Source organism: Streptomyces sp. NPDC059201, assembly GCF_042754585.1.
GTDB lineage: Bacteria > Actinomycetota > Actinomycetes > Streptomycetales > Streptomycetaceae > Streptomyces.
The window spans coordinates 443,292-465,500 of sequence record NZ_JBHZBB010000004.1; the positions used below are offsets into that span (position 1 = coordinate 443,292).

Consider the following 22,209-nt stretch of genomic DNA (forward strand, 5'->3'; position numbering starts at 1 on the left):
GCCCCGCCCGCCCCGCCCGTCAGTACTCGCCGTCCAGGTCGGCGGCGGAGGCCGCGCGGTAGCAGGCGGAGACGACCTTGAAGTTGAGCATGGTCTGGTTGCCTCCGTCCTTCATGGCGACGACGTGCACGGCGAACTGCTCGGCCTTGTTCTCGGCGTAGATCTCCGGGTCCTGGGCCTGGGAGTTCGCCTTGCCGTCCTTGGTGATCTTCCAGCCGTGCTCGCCGAGTCCCTCGCGCAGGTTCCGCATGCCGCTGTCGACCTGGGCGTCGGTCAGGGCGTACACGGACCAGGGGTGCGAGGTGGAGAACAGGTCCTCGCCGTACTCGGAGCAGCGCGAGACGCTCGGGCCGGGTTCGGTGACCTTGCCCTTGATCCCGGTCAGCTCCAGGAGGCGGCTGGACACCTCCCGCGCCTTCGTGCGGGCCGGGTCCGGGTCCATCCGGACCGGCGTGTAGTCGAGTTCCTTCACGTCCGAACACCCCACAGTCAGCGCCGCGAGCGACGCGATGGCGGCCGCGAGGAAGAGCGCCCTCGGGCCGGAGACGGCACGTCGGCCGACCGCGTTCCATATGTCAGTCACGATGTCACTCACGTTCCACCTTGTCGTACTGCCCGGCGACCACGGAGGCCTGGTTCTCGATGCTCGCGGAGCCGTCTCTCCAGTAGTCGGTGTGGCTCTCGGAGTCGTGGGCCATTTTATTGGCACCGAATCCGTCGTCGGACGGCACGTTCTGTCCCCATACCGCGCCGAACGGCAGCAGCTCCTGCCACCAGTCGGAGTTGCGGCCGAGACCCGCGAGCTTGCCGCCCAGCGGCACCTGGTCGTCGGTGAAGCCGCCCGCCTGGGACCAGACGTGACCCTCCTCGACGTCGAGCTCCTTGGCGTACTCGACGAGCATGCCGGGGCTGCCGACCGCGATGATGTCGTCGGTGCGGAGGTCGCCCCCGTTGGAGGCCGCGCCCAGGACCGTGGACCCGTAGCTGTGGCCGATGAGCGTGGTGTGGCTCTTGTCGTCGCCGCCCTGGACGTGCTCCAGGCCCGACATGAAGCGGTTCAGGTCGGGGGCCGCGGTGTGGGCGTAGTGCTCCTTCATCGCCTCCGGGACGATGCTCTGCGGGGCGTCGTAGCCGATCCAGGTGATGGTCGAGACGTTCTGGCCGGGGACCTTGGCGTTGGTCTCCTTCCACATCTCGCTCATGTGGTGGATGTACTTCTCGGTCTCCGTGATGTTCGTGTACGTGCCGGGGACGAAGACGGCGGTGTGGTCGGCGACGTCGGGGTTGCCGTTGGCGACGACGGCCCGCCCGCCGCCCTTGGTGTCGTAGCCCAGCAGGTACGCCTCCGGCAGGCCGTCCTTGCCGGTGGCGTCGAAGCGGGCCTCGATGGCCCGCACGCCCTTGAGGTTGTCGGTGACGGACTTGAGCTCGCCGCCGTACTTCTCGTTCCACACCGTCCACTCCGGATTACGGTACGGGTAGCTGCTCCCGTAGAGGACCTTCTGCGGCTCCGGGGGGATCGCGGCAAGGCGGAGTTCGAGCTCCGCCCGCTTCTCCGCGAGGACGATGCGGTTGGCCTCGTCGCGGGTGGCGGAGGGCAGCCCGTCGAGGGCGCCGACCTGCGCCGCGTTCAGCGACATGTAGGCGGACTGCTCCTCGGGCGTCAGCCCCTTCCACCAGGCCGCGTTCTCCTTCGGGTCCCCGTTCTTCGGGGCGTCCGGCAGGGAGTCGAGGTAGCCCTTGCCCGCCTCGCGGACGCCGCCGGCGTCCGCGTGGGCGTCGGTCCAGTCGCGGTCGGAGACCTTCAGGTCGTCGTCGGCCCTCAGCGACCGCAGCCGGGGCGCCCACTTCGCGTCCGCGTCGGCGGCCTCCTTCAGGGCGTCGGCGACCCGGTTCGCGTACCCCATCGCCTTGCCGTAATGGGGGTTCGGGTGGACGTTCGCCGCCTGGCGCTCGATCGCGTCGGACGTCGCGCTGCCCCCGGCGCTCCCGCCCACCGAGCCGCCCGGGGCGTCCTTCTCCTCGCCGGGCTTGCGGCCGGCCGGGTACGACACCGAACCGTCGGCGTTCACCGTGCAGCCGTTCGCGGCGGCGTCCTCCAGGGCCGTGTCCAGTCTCCGCTTCGCCGCCGCCAAGTCGAAGGCGAAGCCGTTCAGGGCCGTGCTCGCCAGACCGCACTCGGTCTGCGCGTAGTGGAAGTTCTTCGACAGCTCCTTGAGCTCCGCCAGGGCGGCGTTCGCCGCCTCGCCCTCCAGCCGGTCCTTGCGCATGCCCGCGGAGACCTGGTTGTCCAGGGCGTCCTTGGCGGCGCTCGCCATGTCACCGGCCGCCCGGTAGCCGTCCGCCGCCTGCTCGTACTCCGCCGGCTTGAAGGCCTTCAGCGTCGCGAGGTCCATGTCCGGTCAGTTCCCCTTCGCCTGGCCGCCGACGGCCTCGGTGTCCTCGTACCGCGCCTTGAGACGGTTCAGATCGGCAAGGACCGCCTCGTCAGACTTGGCGAGGTCGTGGCCAGCGCCCTCCAGAAGCCCGCCGAGCGCCTCGCACCGCCCGTTCACGTCGCCGAGGTACTTCTTCCAGGAGTCGTACAGCTCCTTCTGGGCCGCCGCGCTCTGGACGTTCGCGCCGTCCCCCAGACCGGCCTGGCCGTCGGACAGCGCCGTCAGTCCCTTGCCGACGCCCTCCTTCAGGCCCTTCACGCCCTGGCCCGCCCGCGCCCACGCCTTCTTGTCCGACCTCAGGTCCCCGGCGGAGGTGCCGGACCCGCCGCCGTCCACGGAAGCCGCCTGGTTCAGCCGCATCTGCTCGGAACCGCCCTGCGCCACACCGGCCTTGATCTGCTCCCACTCGTCCCACGCCATGCGCTGCACCCCCGTTCCCCGCCGTCGGCGCCGACGCACTGCCGGAACGTCGCCTCGACGGAGCCTCATCCTATGAACTCCCTTGCTCCTCGGGCCCGTCCGGGCACGGAGGCGGGATGAGTACGCGTGCTCTTGCGTACTCAGGAGGGAGGTGTCGTGAAGACCGGTACGGTGACGCCATCCTCGCCCGTCCGGAAGGCGACCGTCAGCTCCATGTCCGGGCGGAGCTCGTGCTCCGGCACGTCCACGACCTCCGTCATCATGCGCGGGCCCTCCGCCAGGTCGACGACGGCGGCCACGTAGGGCACGCGCTCGCCGAAGGGCGGGAGGTCGTTGCGGTGGACGACGGACCATGTGTAGAGCGTGGCGCGGCCGCTCGCGCGCTCCCAGTCGACGTCCTCGCTCCAGCAGTGGGGGCAGAACTCGCGCGGGTAGTGGTGGGGGCGGGCGCAGGCCCGGCAGCGGCGTAGCAGCAGGCGGCCTTCGGCGGCCGCGTCCCAGTAGGGGCGGGTGAAGGCGTCGATGTCGGGGGTGGCCGTCATCTGAATCCTCTCGGGATGCCCCGGCTTCAGCCGGGGGTGGGGTACCTCCCCTTGTTCGGGGAGAGGCAAGACTCCGGCGGATCGGGGCAACGGACTGAGGTTCGCCGCCAGGGCGAATGCAGTGCTCTGACCCGCAGGTTCGGCCCTTCAGCTACTGCCCAGCTAGTTTGTGAGCATGACGACGTGTGTGAAGCGGGCGTTCAAGTACCGCTTCCATCCGACCGACGCGCAGGCGGCAGAGCTGTCGCGCACGTTCGGATGTGTGCGCAAGGTCTACAACCTGGCGCTCGCCGCCCGTACGGAAGCGTGGGCGCGGCAGGAGCGGGTGAACTACAACGCCACGTCGGCGATGCTGACGGCGTGGAAGAAGACCGAGGAGCTGGCGTTCCTCAACGAGGTGTCGTCGGTTCCGCTCCAGCAGTGCCTGCGGCACCTCCAGGCCGCGTTCGCGAACTTCTTCGGCAAGCGGGCCAAGTACCCGCGGTTCAAGTCGAAGAAGAGGTCCCGGAGATCGGCCGAGTACACCACCTCCGGTTTCCGTTTCCGTGACGGCAGGCTGACGCTGGCGAAGATGGCAGAGCCGCTGGACATCGTGTGGTCGCGCCCGCTTCCCGCCGGGGCGAGTCCTTCGACGGTCACCGTGTCCCAGGACGCGGCCGGGCGTTGGTTCGTCTCGCTGCTGTGCGACGACCCGGCTGTCAGGCCGCTGCCTCCGGTCGATGCGGCGGTCGGGGTGGATGTGGGCCTGGACCACCTGCTGACCCTGTCCACGGGCGAGAAGATCGCCAACCCACGGCACGAGCGCCGCGACCGCGCCCGGCTCGCCCGCGCCCAGCGGCAGCTGGCCCGCAAGGCGAAGGGCGATGGTGCCAACCGGGCCAAGGCCCGCCGCAGGGTGGCGAAGATCCATGCTCGGATCGCCGACCGCAGGCGGGACGGCCTGCACAAGCTGACCACTCGGCTCGTTCGTGAGAACCAAACGATCGTGATCGAGGGCCTGACCGTGCGCAACATGGTCAAGAACCACACACTCGCCCGGGCGATCTCGGACGCGAGCTGGAGCGAGTTTCGATGCCTGCTGGAGTACAAGGCCGCCTGGTACGGGCGGGAAGTGATCGCGGTCGACCGCTTCTTCCCCTCCTCCAGGCTGTGCTCCCACTGTGGCTCCCTTCAGGAGAAGATGCCGCTCGGCGTCCGCACCTGGACGTGCGAGAGCTGCGGCACGACCCATGACCGGGACGTGAACGCGGCGAAGAACCTCAAGGCCGCCGGGCTGGCGGTGTCGGTCTGTGGAGCCGGCGTAAGACCTCAACGGAGAACTCCGGGCGGGCAGTCGGCGAAGAAGCAGAAAACCCCACGGCGCGAGCCGTAGGACTCCCCCTCATCAGTGAGGGGGGAGGTCAACAGAAGAGTCCGATCGCGGAGTCGAGGGACCAGGTCTGCCAGGACATCGCGAAGAGGGCCACCAGGGAGATCAGCGCCATCATCGCGTTCTGCCCCTGCTCGGCCCAGTCGTGGATCATCAGGACGAGGTAGAGGAGGTTGAGGAGGAGGCCGCCGACCAGGGCTATCGGGGTGAGGAAGCCGCTGATCAGGCCGAGGCCGAGGGCGAGTTCGGCGTAGACGACGACGTACGCCATGAGCTTGGGGCGCGGGGCGACGACGGCGTCGAAGCCCTTCTTGACCTGCGGCCACCGGTGCTTGCCGGCGACGTCCGCCGCCCAGGCGATGCCGGTGCCGCGCTCGAACCAGCCCTCGCGGTCCTTGTGGCGCCAGCTCTCCAGCCACCACAGGCCGAGGCCGATGCGGAGGACGGCGAGCCATTCGGCGCCGGTGAGCCAGACGGTCTGCATGCGCGGGCCTCCTCGAACGTACTCATCTGACGGTACGTCAGTTCAGCGCAGCGGCCCCGGCCTCCGCAAGGGGTCGGCGCGCGTGACCGTTTCGCAACCGAAATCCCTCTTGACCGAGACCCACTACGTGTACACGTCATTACGCTCAGCATTCATGGTCACCACCACCCCCCAAGAACCGGTGTACGTCATCGGCGCCGGCCCCGGCGGGCTCGCGGTCGCCGCCACCCTGCGCGCCCGCGGCGTCCGCGCCGTCGTCCTGGAGAAGTCCGGGGACGTCGGCAGCTCGTGGCGCGGCCACTACGACCGGCTGCGGCTGCACACCACCCGGCGCCTCTCCGCCCTGCCGGGGCTGCGGATACCCCGCGCGTACGGCCGCTGGGTCGCCCGCGCCGACCTCGTCCGCTACCTGGAGGCGTACACCGAGAAGCACGAGCTGGACGTCGTCACGGGCGTCGAGGTGCACCGGATCGAGCGCGCGGAGGACGGGACTGGGACCTGGGTGCTGCACGCGACCGGCGGGCGGCGGCTGACCGGCCGGGCGGTGGTCGTCGCCACCGGCTACAACCACACCCCGCGCGTGCCGCCGTGGCCGGGCCTCGACACGTACGAGGGCGAGCTCGTCCACGCCCGCGAGTACCGGAACCCGGAGGCGTACGCGGGGAAGGACGTGCTCGTCGTCGGCATCGGCAACACCGGCGCCGAGATCGCCGCGGACCTCGCCGAGGGCGGGGCAGGACGGGTCCGGATCGCCGTCAGGACCGCGCCGCACATCCTGCGCCGCACGACGGCCGGCTGGCCCGCGCAGCGCTCCGGCATCCTGGTCCGGCGCCTGCCGGTCTTCCTGGTGGACCTGCTCGGCCGGGGCATGGCCCGCTTCGCCTCGCCCGACCTCTCCGCGCACGGGCTGCCCCGCCCGGCCGCCGGCCTCGCCAGCCGCGTGCGGGACGGCGCCATCGCCGTCCAGGACGTGGGGCTCGTCGCCGCGATCCGGTCCGGCAAGGTCGAGGTCGTGGCGGCGGTCGAGGCCCTGGAGGGCGGCGAGGTGCTCCTCACCGACGGAACCCGGATCACCCCGGACGCGGTGATCGCCGCCACCGGCTACCGCCGAGCCCTCGAACCCCTCGTCGGCCACCTCGACGTACTCGACACGCGCGGCCGGCCGGTCGTGACGGGTCCGCGCAGCCCGCGCCACGCGCCAGGGCTCTATTTCACCGGTTTCACCAATCCGATCAGCGGAATGCTGAGAGAACTGGCGCGGGACGCGGAGCGGATCGCGCGCCGGATCGCCCGGACGAAGCGGAAGTAGCTCTTACAACACCCTCAGAACGCCCAGGACCCCGCCCGCCCGGCGGGGTCTTCGTGCTTCCTCTGGCCCGCCCCATTCCTGACTGAGCGTCAGTTCTGTAATCTGACTGGGCGTCAGGTCACTTGTCCGGGACGCGTCCTGCACGGAAGGGCGGAGCGCAACGATGCTTGGATCGACTCACGGCACCTTCACCACCGGTCTGCGCGCCCGGGTGGACGCCTGCGGGGAATCCCCCCGCACGACCGTCCACGGGCACGCCGCCGCGCCCGGCGACCGGGACGTCAGCGGGCGGGCGCTGTACGCCGAGGTCCCCGACCTCGACCGCTTCTTCCGGCCCCGGTCCGTCGCCGTCGTCGGCGCCTCCGACGCCGAGGGGCGGCCCAACACCGGCATCACCAGGCAGCTGCTGGCCTGGGCCGAGCGGGTCGGGGCGGAGCTCGTACCCGTCCATCCGACCCGTACGAGCGTCTTCGGCATCGACTGCGTGCCGTCCGTCAGGGACCTGCCGGGGCCCGTGGACCTCGCCGTCCTCCTGGTCGGCGACCCGCTGCCCGTCATCGAGGAGCTGGGCGAGGCCAAGGTGCGCTTCGCCGTCGCCTTCGCCTCCGGCTTCGCCGAGACCGGCGCCACCGGTGCCGCCGCGCAGGAGCGGCTCGCCGAGGCCGTGCGCCGTACCGGCATCCGCCTCCTCGGCCCCAACACCAACCTCAACGCCTTCGAGCGCTTCCGCGACGACCTCGAAGGCCCCGCCGTCGCCCTCATCACCCAGTCCGGGCACCAGGGCCGGCCCGTCTTCACCCTCCAGGAGCTGGGCGTACGGCTCTCCCACTGGGCACCGACCGGCAACGAGGCGGACCTGGAGACCTCCGACTTCATCTCGTACTTCGCCTCGCTGCCCGAGGTCGGCGCCATCGCCGCGTACGTCGAAGGGCTCAAGGACGGGCGCTCCTTCCTCCTCGCCGCCGACCGCGCCGCCCGCGAAGGCGTGCCCGTGGTGGCCGTGAAGGTCGGCAGGACCGAGACCGGCGCCCGGACGGCCGCCTCCCACACCGGGAAGCTGACCGGCGCGGACCGGGTCGTGGACGCGGCGATGCGGCAGTTCGGGGTGATCCGGGTCGACGGGCTCGACCAGCTCCAGGACACCGCGACCCTGCTCGCCCGCGCCCGCAAGCCGCTCGCGGACGGCGTCGTCGTCTACTCGATCTCCGGCGGTACGGGAGCCCACTTCGCCGACCTCGCGACGGCCGCCGGGCTCACCCTGCCCACGCTCCCGCAGGCGAAGCAGGACGAGCTGCACCAGTGGATCCCGGAGTACCTGAACGTCGCCAACCCCGTCGACAACGGCGGGCACCCGGTGGGCGACTGGCGCGGCCGGAAGATCATCGACGCGATCCTCGCGGACCCGTCGGTCGGCGTCCTGATCTGTCCCATCACCGGCCCCTTCCCTCCCATGAGCGACAAGCTCGCGCAGGACCTGGTGGAGGCGGCCGAGGCCACCGACAAGCTGGTGTGCGTGGTGTGGGGCTCGCCCGTCGGGACGGAGGACGCGTACCGGACGACGCTCCTCGGCTCCTCGCGCGTCGCCACCTTCCGCACCTTCGCCAACTGCATCGGCGCGGTGAAGTCCTATCTCGACCACCACCGCTTCACCGCCGCCTACCGCTCCCCCTTCGACGAGGCCCCCCGCACCCCGTCCCCGTCCTTCCGCAAGGCGCAGGCGCTGATGCGGCCCGGGCAGCGGCTCAGCGAGCACGCGGCCAAGCAACTGCTGCGCGCGTACGGCATCCGCGTCCCGCGCGAGCAGCTGGTGACGAGCGCGGCGGCGGCCGTCCGGGCGGCGGGGCTCGTCGGCTACCCGGTGGTGATGAAGGCGTCCGGCGGGCAGCTCGCCCACAAGACGGAGCTGGGCCTGGTGAAGGTCGGGCTGACGTCGGCGAGCCAGGTCCGCGACGCGTACCGCGACCTCACCGACATCGCCCGCTACGAGCAGATCGACCTCGACGGCATCCTCGTCTGCCAGATGGTGGGCAAGGGCGTCGAGATGGTCGTCGGCGTCACCCGCGACGAGCTGTTCGGCCCGACGGTCACGGTGGGCCTGGGCGGGGTCCTGGTGGAGGTCCTGAACGACACCGCCGTCCGCGTACCGCCCTTCGGCGAGGGCGAGGCCCGCTCGATGCTGGACGAACTCCGCGGCCGGGCCCTCCTCGACGGCGTACGCGGCGCACCGCCGGCCGACATCGACGCGCTCGTGGAGGTCGTGCTGCGGGTCCAGCGGATGGCCCTGGAACTCGACGGCGACCTCGCCGAACTCGACATCAACCCGCTGATGGTGCTGCCGCGCGGCCAGGGCGCGGTGGCCCTGGACGCGCTGGCGGTCTGCCGATAGGAGCCCCCCATGACCGAGGATGTGCTGCACACGGTCGAGAACGGCGTCTCGTGGATCACGCTCAACCGCCCCGAGGCGATGAACGCGGTGACCTGGGACCAGCGGGAGCGCATCATCGCCCTGCTCGCGGAGGCGTCCGCGGACGCGTCGGTACGGGCGGTGGTGGTGACCGGCACGGGCAGGGGCTTCTGCGCGGGGGCGGACCTGCGCGGCGGCCCACCGGCTTCCGCCGACCGGATCGCGGGCGACGTCTCCCGCATGATCCGCCAGGGCGCGCAGCGGTTCATCGCGGCCGTCATGGACTGCGAGAAGCCTGTGATCGCGGCGGTGAACGGCACGGCGGCGGGCATCGGCGCGCACCTCGCCCTCGCGTGCGACCTGGTCATCGCCGCCGAGTCCGCCCGCTTCGTCGAGGTCTTCGCCCGCCGCGGCCTGGTCCCCGACGGCGGCGGCGCGTACCTCCTGCCGCGCCTGATCGGTCCCCAGCGGGCGAAGGAACTGATGTTCTTCGGCGACGCGCTGCCGGCGAGGGAGGCGCAGGCGATGGGCCTGGTCAACCGGGTGGTCCCGCAGGAGGACCTGACCAAGACGGCCCGGGAATGGGCCGAACGCCTCGCCCAAGGCCCCACCCGAGCCCTCTCCCTCACGAAACAACTGATCAACGCCTCCCTGGACACCGACCGCACCACCGCCTTCGCGGCGGAGGCGACGGCCCAGGAACTGAACATGACGACGCGCGACGCCCAGGAGGGCGTGGCGGCGTTCGTGGAGCGGCGGGAGGCGCGGTACGAGGGGCGGTGACGGGGCGTTGGGCGGTTGTCGGGGGCCGCCCTTACAGTGTGTCCGCGCATATGGAGTGCATATGCCGTTCACCTTTCCCGGGGGGGAAATCACGATGTCTCACCCCGCGCGCGCCCGCGCCCGCTCCGGCAGATCCCGAAGAGCCCTCTTCCTGGTCCCTGCCCTGCTCACGGCCCTCCTGGCCCCGGCCCTGCCCACGGCCTACGCGGCCGACCAGCAGCCCCTGTCGACCGCTTCGGCCCCGGCGGAGGCTCCCGAGGCCCCGGCGAGCCCGAAGCCCCAAGAGGCCCCGGCCCAGGCCCCGGCGGAGGCCCCGGCGGAGGCCCCGGCCGAAGACCCGGCTCCGGAGCCCACAGCCACACCCACCCCCACCCCCACCCCCACGCCCACCGGCACCGCCTGCCCCGTCCTCCCGCTGACCCCCCTGGGCGCGACCGGGGACCCCGCCGGAGCGGTGACACTGGCTCCGGAGGAGGAGACCTGCTTCACCGTCACGGCGGAGAAGCAGGGGCTGCACCGCGTGATGCGCGACGGTGAGGCCAACATCCTCATCACCTTCTTCTCGGGCACCACCGAGGTCTCCTGCGAGCGGGACGAAGCCGACGAGCAGCTCTGCCCGCTGAGCCCGGGCACGTACACCGTCCGGGTGCACAACCACGCGTGGGCCGGCTCGCTGCGCTTCGCCGTCGTCCCCCTGATGCCGGGACCCGGCTGCCCCGCGATCCCGGGCACCCGCTACGACGCCGCTCCGGCGACCGGTCCCGGCACCGGCGAGCTGGGCCTCGTCTGCCGGTCGTTCGACGGCTCCGCCGGAGACCGGATCACCACCGAACTGCGCTCCGGTACGTCCTACCTCTTCAGCTGGATCACCGACGACTCCGGCAGGAGGATCTGCCACGCCTGGGAGTACGGCGCCGCCGGCTGCGTCCTGCCCCAGAGCTCCGGCGGCTACCGCGTCCTCGGCGACCTGTCCCAGGCCGCCGACCCCACCGCGGACTACCGGCTCCTGGTCCGTCGGATGTCGAACCCGGCGGGCTGCACCCCGATCACCCCGACCGCCTACGGCACCGCCGCCCTCCCGGCGTCGCCGCCGAGCGGGTGCAGGTCCTTCACGCCGGAGGTGGGCGGGCGCTACGAGCTCCGCGCCGTCGACGCCAACGGCTGGGACCAGGGCCTCGACATCTACCGCCTGGACGGGCGCGAGATCTCCTGCACCGTCATGTACGGCTGCGCTCTCGGGGCCGGCGTCACGTACACGTTCTTCAGCGACGACCTCGTCGAGCTGCGCGACCGTACGTCCACCGAGGGCTGCACCGGGGACCTCGGCCTGTCGGACATGTACCACGGCGGCTTCACCGGCCTGGCCGAGACCGACTGCCTCACGCTGCCGGCCCCGCAGGGCTCCAAGGTCCTCCTCCGTCAGGACGACGCCGTGGACCTGAGCGTGCTGGACGCCACCGGAAAGCAGCTCTGCTCCCACAGGGGGGAAGAGTCGGGCGCGCCCTGCACCCTGTCCGGGACCGGCCCCCACCGGCTGCTCGTCGAGAGAGCGAGGGTCAGCGGCCCGCCCGGCGCGTACCGGGTCCTGGTGGACCGCGTCGACCTGCCGGGCACCTGCCGCGTCCTCCCGTCCGGTGACTTCACGGACGGCACCCCGCGCGGGGAACTGACGACCGGGGACGGCGTCTTCACCGACTGCCTGACGATCCCGGCGGGCGACCACTCCGCGAGGGAGACGATCCAGTTCGGACGGCTCGCGGGAACGCGCGGGGCGGGTCTCGACGTCTTCGACGCGACGGGCAAGTGGGCCTGCGGCATCGAGATCGAGGGGCACTCCTCGAACCGGGGGTGCGCCCTGACGCCGGGCGTGGCGCACACCGTCTTCTTCCAGGGCCATGACGTGCCGGGCACGTACAGCGTGGTCCGCAGGGATGTCACCGCCACCGCCAAGGGCTGTCCGAGCGGCCCCGTGGCCGCCATCGGCGGCCCGTCCCTCGCCGCTCCGGCCGGTCCGGCCGATGCCTTGCGCTGCCACCAGGTGACCGCCGCCGCCGGGGACAGGGTCCACTTCGCCCTCCGGGGCGCCGGGGACACCACCGTGCGGCTCCACGTGTACGACGCGAACGGCGCGGAGGTCTGCGGGATCGACACGACGGCGTGCTTCCCCACCGGTTCCACCCGGTATCAGGTGGTCTCCGTGCCGGAATCGGGGTCGGCCCTGCCCGCCCACCGCGTCGACGCCCTGCGGATCGCCACCGCCGCGGGCCCTCCGCCCGAGTGCGCCCGGCTCTCCGACGTGAGCGACGGCTTCGGTCCTCTCGTCGGCACGCTGAGCGAGGAGAAGTCCGCGCTCTGCGTGGTGCTGCCGACCGCCGCGAACGACGAGTTCACGGTGCGCTTCCCGTCCGCGGGCTCGTCCCCGAACCGGCCCAAGGCGGTGCTGTACGACCCCTTCATCCAGGGGAACGCGTGCGAGCGGTACGCCGAGTACAACACCTCGCAGTACGAGTGCAAGGTGTGGGGCCACGAGCGGGAGTCCCGCCCGACGACCCTCGTGCTCGGGCTGGCCGATCGGCCCTGGACGTCCCCCACCCCGCTCCGGGCGGAGGCCGACTGCACCGTCGGCGAGGGCGTCTGCGGCCTCGTGCCCTGGTCGGTGAGGTCGGTGACCCCGGGCACGGTCGGCGCCGGGAAGATCACGATGACCGTCACCGGCACCTCGCTCAGCAGCCGGACGCAGGTCGTCGTGGGGGCGTACGAGGAGCCGGGCCTCTACTACCAGGGGGCCGAGTCCACCACGGTCTCCGTCGCGGCCGACCGCCGCAGCATGGTCGTGGCGCTGGACCTGACCGGTGCTCCGACGGGGCGCCGGCTGACCCTGCGCGTGGACTCGCGCAGGGGTATGGAGCACCGGGCCGCCCCGATCACCGTCGTGGCCCCGCTCGGCTCGAACGACGCGCCCGCCATCACGGGCACGGTCGCCGTGGGCGCGAAGGTGACGGCCGATCCGGGCCCGTGGTCGGCCACGCCCGAGGGGTACGCGTACCAGTGGAAGGCCGACGGCGTCGCCCTTTCCGGCGCCACGGCCTCCACCTACACGATTCCCGCGGCGCTCCAGGGGAAGCGGCTGACGGTGACGGTGACCGCGCGCAAGGTCGGCCACCCGAACGGGACCGCGACCAGCGGGGCCGTCGTCGTGAAGGGTGTCGCGCCCAAGGTGACGCGGGTGCCCTATCTGTCGGGGAGCGCTCGGGTCGGGGGGCGGGTGCTGGCGATGGCGGGGAGTTGGTCGCCTGTGGCCAGCTCTTACGCCTATCAGTGGCGGGCCAACGGGGTCGCGATCTCCGGGGCGACCGGGTACGCGTACGTGCCGACCGCCGGGGTCCTCGGCAAGAAGCTGACCGTGACCGTCACCGCGCACCGCACCGGGCACCTCAGCGGCGCGGCGACGTCCGCCGCGGCCACCGTCGTGGCGGGGGTCGCGCCGAAGGCGACGAAGGCGCCCGCGCTCAGCGGCACCGTCCGGGTCGGGCGGACGCTCAGCCTGAACCGGGGCGCCTGGACGCCCGCGCCGACCTCGTACACGTACCAGTGGTACGCCAACGGGCGGGCGATCAGCGGCGCGACGCGCGCGACCCTCACGCTCGCCAAGGCGCAGCGCGGGCAGAAGATCACCGTCAAGGTGACGGCCCACCGCACCGGGCACACCTCCGGGTACGCCTGGACCCGCGCGACGGGCGCCGTCGCCGGATAGTCCGCGGTGCCGCCTCCCCGGGTGTTCCCATCTGACGCTGCGTCAGTTTCAATGCTTCGCATGATGGGACACGCGGGGATGGCGGCCACCGCCGTCCGACACCTGAGAGCGGCCGGAGCGCCCACGGCCGTCGAACCCCTCTCCCGGCCCGCCCTGCGGGCCGTGCGCGAGGACGAACGGGCGCCCCTCGACCCGGCGGAGTTCCGCCGCGTGCTCGGCCACTTCGCGAGCGGCGTCACCCTCGTCACGACCACCGACACGACCGGCCCGACCGGCTTCGCCTGCCAGTCCTTCGCCTCGCTGTCGCTCGACCCCCCACTGGTCGCCTTCATGGTCGCCCGCACCTCGACCACCTGGCCCCGCATCGCCGCCGCCGGCACCTTCTGCGTCAACATCCTCGGCGCCGAGCAGGGCCCCCTCTGCCGCGCCTTCGCCGTCAGCGGCGCCGACAAGTTCGCGGGCGTCGCATGGACCCCCACCCCCGTCACCGGCGCCCCCCGGCTCACCGGCGTACCCGCCTGGATCGACTGCACGATCACCACCGTCCACACCGGGGGTGACCATCTGATCGTGGTGGGGCGGGTGGAGGCGCTGGGCGCCGTGGAGGAGGGCGGCGAGCCGCTGCTCTTCCACCGGGGGCGGTTCGGGGGGTTCAGCGGCGGGTGAGGACGCGGCGGCTGTCGGAGGAGCCGGGGTCGGACGTCCAGTAGACGATCTCCGGGGCGGACGGGGTGCCGATCACGTCCCACTGCATCCAGTTCATCCCGACGCCGCAGTCGGTCCCGATGCTCACCACATGGCTCCAGCGCGGACGGGACTCGGTGAACGCCCAGTTCGCGTCCTGGTCATGGCACCGCTTCGGGAAACCGTATCCGGAACCGTCCTCCTTCGTGACCTCGAACATGTACTTGACGCCCGACAGCGCCACCTTGCCGTCCGCCTTCAGCGTCACCACACCCCCGTCCCCGTCCTCGTACCGCCCCACCAGGTCCGCCCGCGACGGCCTCGGCGCGTCCTCAGGGCCCAAGACCCGCGTGTACGTGCCCATTCCGGCGATCGTCGCCGCCGCCGGCACCATCAGGGCCGCCCACAGCAGCCACGGCTTGTTCCGCCAACTCCCCATGCGTCCATCATGCCTGGCGGCGGCGGATGACGAGGGACATGAGGGCGGCGGCCGCGCAGAGGGCGCCCGAGGCGTACCAGACGATGTCGTAGGTGCCGAAGACGTCTCGGGCGACTCCGCCGGCGAAGGCGACCACGGCCGCGCCTATCTGGTGGGAGGCGAGGACCCAGCCGAAGACGATCGCGGAGTCCTCGCCGTAGTGCTCGCGGCAGAGGGCGATCGTGGGCGGGACGGTCGCGACCCAGTCGAGGCCGTAGAAGACGATGAAGAAGATCATCGGCGGGTGGACGGCCGGGGCCAGGAGCAGCGGGAGGAAGAGGAGCGAGACGCCGCGCAGGGCGTAGTAGACGGCGAGCAGGCGGCGGGCCTCGAAGCGGTCGGTGAACCAGCCGGAGGCGATCGTGCCGACGACGTCGAAGACGCCGATGACGGCGAGGAGTCCCGCGGCGGCCGTGACCGGCATGCCGTGGTCGTGCGCGGCGGGCACGAAGTGGGTCTTCACCAGGCCGTTCGTGGAGGCGCCGCAGATCGCGAAGGTGCCCGCGAGGAGCCAGAAGGGGCCGGTGCGGGCCGCCTTGAGGAGGACGGTGACCGCGCGGCGGGCCGCGCCCCGCACGGGGGCGGGCTTCTCGGCGTACTCCCCGCCGTACGGGGCGAGTCCGACGTCCGCCGGGTGGTCGCGGAGCAGCAGCCAGACGAACGGGACGACGGCGAGCGCCGAGAGGGCGACGGTCACGGCGGCCGGGCGCCAGCCGTGGTCCTCGACCAGCCAGGCGAGGAGCGGCAGGAAGACGAGCTGCCCGGAGGCGCCGGCGGCCGTGAGGACGCCGGTGACGAGGCCGCGGCGGGCGGTGAACCAGCGGTTGGTGACGGTCGCGGCGAAGGCGAGTGCCATGGAGCCGCTGCCGAGGCCGACGAGGACGCCCCACAGGAGCACGAGCTGCCAGGCCGCCGTCATCCAGACCGTGAGCACGGAGCCGAGCGCGATGACCGAGAGGGCGACCGCGACGACCCTGCGGATGCCGAAGCGGTCCATCAGCGCGGCGGCGAAGGGCGCCGTCAGGCCGTACAGGGCGAGGTTGACGGAGACCGCGAAGCCGATCGTGCCGCGCGACCAGTCGAACTCGGTGTGGAGCGGCTCGATGAGCAGGCCCGGCAGGGAGGCGAAGGCGGCCGCGCCGATGATCGTGACGAAGGTGACCGCGGCGACGGACCAGGCACGGTGGAAGCGTGGCGTGCGGGGGGTGCGGGCGGGGGTGGAGGGGCGGTGCTCCGTTGTCTGGGCCATGCCATCGAGCATGCTGGCCGGAACCCCGCCCCCACCATTGGCCCGAGTGCCAGCTTTCCAACGGATCGGGCCAAGCCCGCTACACGAGCCGGGGCAGGTTCCTGATCGGCCGGACCGCCAGCAGCGCCGCCACCACCAGCACCGCGATCCCCGCCCCCGTGAGCAGGACCGCCTCCGTGCCCACCAGCCCCGCGACCGGCCCGGACAGCGCGCGCCCGACGCCCATCATCAGCAGGGATCCGGCCACGTCGTAGGCGTGCATCCGGTTCAGCGCCTCCTGCGGCACATGCGTCTGGACGGCCGTCGACCACATGACGAGCCAGTACGCGAACGCCGTACCCGCCACGAACTGCCCCGCCCCCAGCACCGCGACCGGCGCGCCGAGGCCGAGGAGCGCCAGGTTCACCGGGAGCCCGAGGAGGGCGACGGCGCCGGAGGCGAGGGGGCGGCGGGGGCGGATCCGCAGGGCGAGGAGGCCGCCGAGGGCGCTGCCCGCGCCGTTGACCGCCATCAGCACGCCGTACACCGCCGAGCCGTGCTCACCGGTGACCAGGCTCGCGGTCAGCGGCACCATCGGCCCCGCCACGGTCAGCCCGTACACCGTCCAGATGGAGATGACCCCCCACAGCCAGCTCCGCGAGCGGAACTCCCGCCACCCGAGCGCCAGTTCCGCACCGAACGAACCCCGCACCCGCTCGTCGGCGGGGGCGGCCGGGAGCCGCATCAGCAGGAAGCAGACGGCGCTGACGGCGAAGGTCGCGGCGTTGGCGGCGAAGGCCGCGCCCGCGTTCCAGAGCGCGACGAGGAGGCCCGCGAGCGCCGGCCCCGCCATCGTCATCAGCGCCTCCACCACCCGCAGGACCGCGTTGGCGCGCTGCACGTCGGGGGCGATGCGCGGGATGGTCGAGGCGACGCCCGGCTGGAAGAGCGCGGCGCCGACACCGGCCACGACCGAGAGCGTGTACACCGCCCACAGCGGCGGACTGCCGACCGCGAAGGCGACCGCGAGCAGCGCGGCACCGGGCAGCCGCAGCAGATCGGCCGTGATCATCATGCGGCGCGCGGTGAAGCGGTCGGCGAGGACGCCGCCGAAGAGGACGAAGACGGCGAACGCGGCGGTCCACAGACCGAGCGCGTAGCCGACGGAGGAGCCGGGACGGCCCGCGCCGAGGAGTCCCGCGGCGAAGGCGACGGGGACCATCCCCTCGCCGAGCACGGCGGCGGCACGGGCGGTGAAGAAGAGCCGGAAGTTACGGTTCCAGAGTGCGGGCGGCTCGACCGGCAGGGGAATCAGCGCGTCGGCCGCAGACTTGTACGTGTTGTCCGTCACGGACAGTCAGTCGTACCACCGAGTGGTCTGGACCACCACTGCTTTTTCCAGAGGAATGCCCATGCCGCCACCGCCGCACCGCGTCGTCGTCCTCGCCCTGCCCGGGCTGCTCCCCTTCGAGCTGGGCATCCCGCACCGCATCTTCGGCCGTGCCAAGGACCCCCAGGGGCGGCCGCTGTACGAGATCGTGACCTGCGCGGTGACCGCCGGACCGGTGCCGACCGACGCCGACTTCGCCGTGCACGTGGAGCACGGACCGGAGGCGCTGGCCACGGCGGACACGGTCGTGATCCCCGCCTCGTACGAACTGGGCCCGGTCTACGAGGAGGGCAGGCTCACCGCCGACCTGGCCGCCGCCCTCGCGCACGTCCGGCCCGGCACCCGGCTCGTCGCGATCTGCACGGGCGGTTACGTGCTCGCCGCCGCCGGCTGGCTCGACGGACGCCCGGCCACCACCCACTGGGCGTCCGCCGACCACTTCCAGCGGCTCTTCCCGACCGTACGGGTCGACGCCGACGTCCTCTTCGTCGACGACGGCGACGTGCTCACCTCGGCGGGCGTCGCCGCCGGACTCGACCTGTGCCTGCACATCGTCCGCCGCGACCACGGCACGGCGGTCGCCAACGACGTGGCCCGCCGCACGGTCGTCCCGCCGCACCGGGACGGCGGCCAGGCCCAGTACATCGCCCGCCCCCTCCCGGAGACCGGCACCCACACCACGACCGCCGCCCGCGCGTGGGCGCTCGCCCACCTCCACGAGCCGATCCAGCTGCGGGACCTGGCCGAGCGGGAGGCGATGAGCGTCCGCACCTTCACCCGCCGCTTCCGCGACGAGGTCGGCGTCAGCCCCGGCCAGTGGCTCACCCAGCAGCGCGTCGAGCGGGCCCGTCACCTCCTGGAGACCAGCGACCTCCCGGTCGACCGGGTGGCCCAGGACTCCGGCTTCGGCACCGCCCAGTCCCTCCGGGTCCACCTCATGACGGCCATCGGCGTCACGCCGACCGCCTACCGGCGCACCTTCCGCTTGGGCGTCTCCGCGTCGTCACCGTCGTCACCGCCGTCGCCCTGAGCGGTCCGGTCCGTACCGTCGGCGGACGGGACGGAGTCGATCTGCCAGGCGACCATGCCGGTCGCCCCGGCGGCGCCGGTGACCGTGACCCGCAGCCGCGCCGGGGCGTCCCGGATGTGCCGCCGGTCGGCGACCCCGTCGCACTTCACGGTCTCCGGGGCCAGGTCCGCGACGGTCAGCTTCACCGCCCCCGTCCCGACGCAGGCCACCGAGAGCCGGTACGTCCTCCCCCGGACCAGCGCGGCACGGACGTGCCCGCCCTCCGCGACCGGAGCGACCCCGGCCTCAAGGAAGTCCGGGTCCTCCCAGGAGCCGACGGCCTCCCGCGCCCGGTCGCCCTGCTCCTTCTGCACCTTCTGCTTCTCCTGCTTCTTCTCCGCCGGCGCTCCCGTGGCGGACCCCGACGAGGCGGACACCGACGGGGTGGCCGACGGCTTCGGGTCGCCGCCGCTGCACCCGGACACCAGCAGGGACGCCAGGGCGAGGGGCGCGAGCAGGACGGACGGCCTGCGGAGTTCCATCAGGGGTTCCTCACGTCGAGAGCGCGCACGGACTTCTCCTCCTCCGGACGCGGCGCCTCGCGCCGCCGGTTCCGCACGAGGCGCCGCTCGCCGAGGGCCGCGACGGCGACGAGCAGCAGCGTCAGGCCCACCCCGCACAGGATCGCCGTCGACGGCGCCACCACCTTCAGCAGCCCGCCCGCGAGGGTGCCGCTCGCCGCGTAACCGGCGCCCACGGCCGCGTACATCATCGAGTACCCGGCGGCCAGCGCGGACGGCGGCAGCACCCGCCGCAGCGCCAGGTTCCGGGTCAGCATGGCCGGCGCCTGGAGCAGCCCCGCCGCGATCAGCGCGGCGCCGATGACGAGGGCCCCCGGCAGCAGCGCCACCAGCGCGACCCCGGCGGTCACCCCGAGGACGAGCAGGAGCGATTGCACCGCGAGCGGTCCGGGCCAGTCGGAGCGGAGCCCGTACAAGAAGGATCCGGCGACCGAGCCGATCGAGAAGCCGGCGAGCAGGGGGCCCGCCCAGCCGATGCCGATCCCGCGCTGTTCGAGGAGGGCGGGCAGGATCAGCTCGGCGAGCGCGAGCAGCGTCAGCGACGCGGCGCCCAGCACGTACACCGGCCACGCGGCGAGCAGCGCCCGCCGGGCCGCCGGGTCCTTCGCCTGCGCCTGGGCCGCCCACCCGGCGGGCAGCAGCCACATCCCGGCCAGCCCGAGCGCCATCAGCCCGCCCTGGAGCAGCAGCGGCACGGCGGGCCCCGCGCCGAGCGCGAGCCCGGTGGTGAGCGCGGGCGCGGCGGCCCAGATCCCGAAGGTCAGCATGGATTCGAGGCTCAGCGCCTGGGTGACGGACCGTTCCCGCACCATGCTGGTGAGCAGGGCCCGCAGCCCGGCGGAGACGGCCACGGGCCCGGCCCCGGCGAGGAACGCGAGCCCGCCGAGGACCACCGGGTGCGCGCCGGGCAGGAGCCCGAGCGCGACGAACCCCGCCGCGCCCACCGCGAGTCCGGCCGCCATCTGCGGCCGCGCCCGCTCGGCCCGCATCCGCAGGCCGAGCACCGGCGCGGCGACGATCTCCCCGACCACGTACACGGCGGCCAGCACCGCCCCGAGGCTGTAGCCCCCGGGCCCCTCCCGCACCAGGAAGACCAGGGCCAGCGGCGCCATGGCCACCGGCATCCGGGCCGCGGTGGTGACGGCGCACCAGGTGAGGACGGGACGGGTGGCCAGCTCGCGGTACGACATGCCGGTGACCGTACTGATCGACACCGGCCGGTCGCACCCGGAATACGCGGAGTGTGTGAAGAACTCGAAGAAGCGATCTCAGAAGACGAGGACGCCCCGGGCCACCTTCCCGGCCTCCGCGTCCTCGCGGGCGCGGTCGAACTCCTCCACCGGGTAGGAGGCGGTGACGAGTTCGTCGAGGAGGAGGGCGCCGGTGCGGTAGAGCTCGGCGTAGAGCGGGATGTCCTTCTGGGGGCGGGAGGAGCCGTACCGGCAGCCGAGGATCGACTTGTCGAGGAACATCGCGGCCGGCGGGAAGCTCGCCTCTGCCTTGGGTGAGGTCATGCCGAGCAGCACCGCCTGTCCGTGCCGGTCGAGGAGGTCGATCGCGGTGCGGACGAGCCCGGTGTGGCCGACGCACTCGAAGACGTGGTCGGCGCCGGTCGGCAGCACGTCCTTCACGCCGTCCGCCGAGGGCAGGAAGTGCGTGGCCCCGAAGCGCCGGGCCGCCTCCTCCTTGGCCGGGTTGGTGTCGACGGCGACGATCGTGAGCGCGCCGGCGATCCGGGCGCCCTGGATGACGTTGAGGCCGATGCCGCCGGTGCCGATGACGACGACGGTGTCGCCGCGCGCCACCTTCGCCCGGTTGAGTACGGCTCCGACGCCGGTGAGCACGCCGCAGCCGAGCAGGGCGGCGGACGGGAACGGCACGTCCCGGGGGATCTTCACGGCCTGCACCGCCTTCACGACCGTCCGCTCGGCGAAGGACGAGTTCGAGGCGAACTGGAAGAGCGGCCTGCCCTGGCGCGAGAACGGCTCTCCGGGCATCCCGATCGCCTTCCGGCACATGGTGGGCCGGCCGGCGTCGCAGTCGGGGCAGGCGCCGCAGTTGGCGAGCGTGGACAGCGCCACGTGGTCCCCGGCGGCCACGTGCGTCACTCCCTCCCCGACCGCCTCGACGACCCCGGCGCCCTCGTGCCCGAGCACGACGGGCGGCGGGAAGGGGATCGTCCCGTCGATGACGGACAGATCGCTGTGGCAGAGCCCGGCGGCCCTGATCCCCACCAGCACCTCGCCGGGACCGGGGTCCCGCACCTCCAGATCCGTGACGACCTCGACGCTCTTCCCGTCGAACACCACACCGCGCACGCCGATCCCTCCCTCTCCCTCTCCTGAGTGCCGTGGACTTACTGGTTCGGGCGGGAGCCCTCCGCCGCCGCGCGGGCCATCTCCTCCAGCCGCGCCAGCATCGGCATCGGGTCCGTCCCGACCGTCCCCGGCAGGAAGTCCGCGATGCGCTCGGGCGTCCAGGCGCCCCCCTCCGCGTATCCGGCCCGCAGCTCCCGGGGCTGCGCCCAGACCGCGATCTTGGGGCCGGCGATCGTGTAGACCTGGCCGGTGATGGACTCGGCGCGGGCCCGCTCGCTGAGCAGGTAGACGACGAGCGCGGCGACGTCCTCCGGCTCGCCGATCTCCTTGAGCTCCATGGGCACGTTGGCGGACATCCGGGTCCGGGCGACGGGCGCGACCGCGTTCGCGGTGACCCCGTACTTGTGCAGCCCGAGCGCCGCGCTCCGTACGAGCGAGATGATCCCGCCCTTGGCCGCCGAGTAGTTGGCCTGCGCCACGGAGCCCTGGTGGTTGCCGCTCGTGAAGCCGATCAGCGCCCCCGACCCCTGCTTGCGCATCACCGCCGCCGCCGCGCGGAAGACGGTGAAGGTGCCCTTGAGGTGGGTGGCGACCACCGGGTCCCACTCCTCCTCCGTCATGTTGAAGAGCATCCGCTCGCGCAGGATGCCCGCGACGCACACGACCCCGTCGATCCGCCCGTACTCCGCGAGCGCCACGTCCACGAGCCGCTGTCCGCCCGCCATCGTGGAGATGTCGTCGGCGACGGCGACCGCCGTGCCCCCCGCCGCCTCGATCTCCTTGACGACGGAGACGGCCACGTCGCTCGTCGGCTCGGCGCCCTCGATGGAGACGCCGTAGTCGTTGACGACGACCTTCGCCCCCTCGGCGGCGCACGCGAGGGCGACCGCGCGGCCGATGCCGCGCCCCGCTCCGGTCACGGCGACGACCTTGCCCGCCAAGAAGTTCCCCATCTCCGGCCCCTTCCCGCAGTTTCTGACGGTCCGTTAGATTCTATGGGTCGTCAGATACCGGAAAA

The 22,209-nt window shown here is 72.7% G+C and carries 19 protein-coding genes; 7 read left to right on the top strand and 12 right to left on the bottom strand.

Annotation, left to right across the window (positions count from 1 at the left end; genetic code table 11):
• Positions 1 to 19: 19 nt before the first annotated feature.
• The 4 genes from ACFXMG_RS16455 to ACFXMG_RS16470 form a co-directional block, all read right to left on the bottom strand.
• Positions 20 to 595, bottom strand: a complete 576-nt coding sequence (locus ACFXMG_RS16455; RefSeq protein ID WP_383822719.1) for a hypothetical protein — start codon at positions 593 to 595, stop codon at positions 20 to 22.
• Positions 588 to 2,396: an alpha/beta hydrolase gene (locus ACFXMG_RS16460; RefSeq protein WP_383822721.1), complete on the bottom strand. Its 1,809-nt coding sequence runs from the start codon at positions 2,394 to 2,396 to the stop codon at positions 588 to 590. The genes ACFXMG_RS16455 and ACFXMG_RS16460 overlap by 8 nt, the downstream gene beginning before the upstream one ends.
• A 6-nt stretch (positions 2,397 to 2,402) precedes the next feature.
• A complete protein-coding gene (locus ACFXMG_RS16465) occupies positions 2,403 to 2,858 on the bottom strand; it encodes a hypothetical protein (protein WP_383822724.1) in 456 nt (151 codons plus the stop codon).
• A gap of 140 nt (positions 2,859 to 2,998) precedes the next feature.
• Complete coding sequence (locus ACFXMG_RS16470; protein ID WP_383822727.1) at positions 2,999 to 3,400, bottom strand: Zn-ribbon domain-containing OB-fold protein; 402 nt, start codon at positions 3,398 to 3,400, stop codon at positions 2,999 to 3,001.
• Between the two features lie 175 nt (positions 3,401 to 3,575).
• Between ACFXMG_RS16470 and ACFXMG_RS16475 the strand changes: the two genes are divergently transcribed.
• Entirely contained in the window at positions 3,576 to 4,772 is a 1,197-nt protein-coding gene (locus tag ACFXMG_RS16475; RefSeq protein WP_383822730.1) for an RNA-guided endonuclease InsQ/TnpB family protein, read from the top strand.
• 28 nt (positions 4,773 to 4,800) lie between these two features.
• Here ACFXMG_RS16475 and ACFXMG_RS16480 read toward each other — a convergent pair whose 3' ends face one another.
• The gene (locus tag ACFXMG_RS16480) at positions 4,801 to 5,253 is read right to left on the bottom strand and encodes a DoxX family membrane protein (RefSeq protein WP_383822733.1); all 453 of its coding nucleotides are present in this window, start codon (positions 5,251 to 5,253) and stop codon (positions 4,801 to 4,803) included.
• A 154-nt stretch (positions 5,254 to 5,407) separates the two neighbouring features.
• Here ACFXMG_RS16480 and ACFXMG_RS16485 point away from each other — a divergent pair, with 154 nt between their 5' ends.
• The 5 genes from ACFXMG_RS16485 to ACFXMG_RS16505 all read left to right on the top strand — a co-directional run bounded on the left by ACFXMG_RS16485 (position 5,408) and on the right by ACFXMG_RS16505 (position 14,169).
• Positions 5,408 to 6,562 (top strand): flavin-containing monooxygenase, encoded by a 1,155-nt coding sequence (locus tag ACFXMG_RS16485; RefSeq protein WP_383822737.1) that lies wholly within the window; start codon positions 5,408 to 5,410, stop codon positions 6,560 to 6,562.
• A gap of 163 nt (positions 6,563 to 6,725) precedes the next feature.
• Positions 6,726 to 8,948 carry an acetate--CoA ligase family protein gene (locus ACFXMG_RS16490; RefSeq protein ID WP_383822739.1) on the top strand — a complete coding sequence of 741 codons (2,223 nt, stop codon included), beginning with the start codon at positions 6,726 to 6,728 and terminating at the stop codon, positions 8,946 to 8,948.
• A gap of 9 nt (positions 8,949 to 8,957) precedes the next feature.
• Entirely contained in the window at positions 8,958 to 9,749 is a 792-nt protein-coding gene (locus ACFXMG_RS16495; RefSeq protein WP_383822742.1) for an enoyl-CoA hydratase/isomerase family protein, read from the top strand.
• 94 nt (positions 9,750 to 9,843) lie between these two features.
• Entirely contained in the window at positions 9,844 to 13,503 is a 3,660-nt protein-coding gene (locus tag ACFXMG_RS16500; RefSeq protein ID WP_383822745.1) for a hypothetical protein, read from the top strand.
• A gap of 60 nt (positions 13,504 to 13,563) precedes the next feature.
• A complete protein-coding gene (locus tag ACFXMG_RS16505; RefSeq protein ID WP_383822747.1) occupies positions 13,564 to 14,169 on the top strand; it encodes a flavin reductase family protein in 606 nt (201 codons plus the stop codon).
• On the opposite strand, the gene ACFXMG_RS16510 is transcribed toward ACFXMG_RS16505, so the two are convergent.
• From ACFXMG_RS16510 to ACFXMG_RS16520, 3 genes are all read right to left on the bottom strand, one after another.
• The gene (locus tag ACFXMG_RS16510) at positions 14,156 to 14,626 is read right to left on the bottom strand and encodes a hypothetical protein (RefSeq protein WP_383822749.1); all 471 of its coding nucleotides are present in this window, start codon (positions 14,624 to 14,626) and stop codon (positions 14,156 to 14,158) included. The two genes, ACFXMG_RS16505 and ACFXMG_RS16510, sit on opposite strands and share 14 nt — an antisense overlap.
• A 7-nt stretch (positions 14,627 to 14,633) precedes the next feature.
• The gene (locus ACFXMG_RS16515; RefSeq protein ID WP_383822752.1) at positions 14,634 to 15,914 is read right to left on the bottom strand and encodes an MFS transporter; all 1,281 of its coding nucleotides are present in this window, start codon (positions 15,912 to 15,914) and stop codon (positions 14,634 to 14,636) included.
• Positions 15,915 to 15,993: 79 nt separating this feature from the next.
• Positions 15,994 to 17,244, bottom strand: coding sequence for an MFS transporter (locus ACFXMG_RS16520; protein WP_383822755.1), 1,251 nt, complete (start codon positions 17,242 to 17,244; stop codon positions 15,994 to 15,996).
• Positions 17,245 to 17,305: 61 nt separating this feature from the next.
• Here ACFXMG_RS16520 and ACFXMG_RS16525 point away from each other — a divergent pair, with 61 nt between their 5' ends.
• Positions 17,306 to 18,313 (top strand): GlxA family transcriptional regulator, encoded by a 1,008-nt coding sequence (locus ACFXMG_RS16525; protein ID WP_383822758.1) that lies wholly within the window; start codon positions 17,306 to 17,308, stop codon positions 18,311 to 18,313.
• Here the strand turns inward: ACFXMG_RS16525 and ACFXMG_RS16530 are convergent.
• The 4 genes from ACFXMG_RS16530 to ACFXMG_RS16545 all read right to left on the bottom strand — a co-directional run bounded on the left by ACFXMG_RS16530 (position 18,250) and on the right by ACFXMG_RS16545 (position 22,144).
• The gene (locus ACFXMG_RS16530) at positions 18,250 to 18,834 is read right to left on the bottom strand and encodes a hypothetical protein (RefSeq protein ID WP_383822760.1); all 585 of its coding nucleotides are present in this window, start codon (positions 18,832 to 18,834) and stop codon (positions 18,250 to 18,252) included. The genes ACFXMG_RS16525 and ACFXMG_RS16530 overlap by 64 nt on opposite strands.
• Complete coding sequence (locus tag ACFXMG_RS16535) at positions 18,834 to 20,063, bottom strand: MFS transporter (RefSeq protein WP_383822788.1); 1,230 nt, start codon at positions 20,061 to 20,063, stop codon at positions 18,834 to 18,836. Before ACFXMG_RS16535 ends, ACFXMG_RS16530 begins: the two co-directional genes overlap by 1 nt.
• 78 nt (positions 20,064 to 20,141) lie before the next feature.
• On the bottom strand, positions 20,142 to 21,191 hold the full coding sequence (locus tag ACFXMG_RS16540) for a Zn-dependent alcohol dehydrogenase (protein ID WP_383822762.1): 1,050 nt from the start codon (positions 21,189 to 21,191) through the stop codon (positions 20,142 to 20,144).
• A gap of 38 nt (positions 21,192 to 21,229) precedes the next feature.
• Positions 21,230 to 22,144, bottom strand: coding sequence for an SDR family oxidoreductase (locus ACFXMG_RS16545; protein ID WP_383822764.1), 915 nt, complete (start codon positions 22,142 to 22,144; stop codon positions 21,230 to 21,232).
• Positions 22,145 to 22,209: the final 65 nt, after the last annotated feature.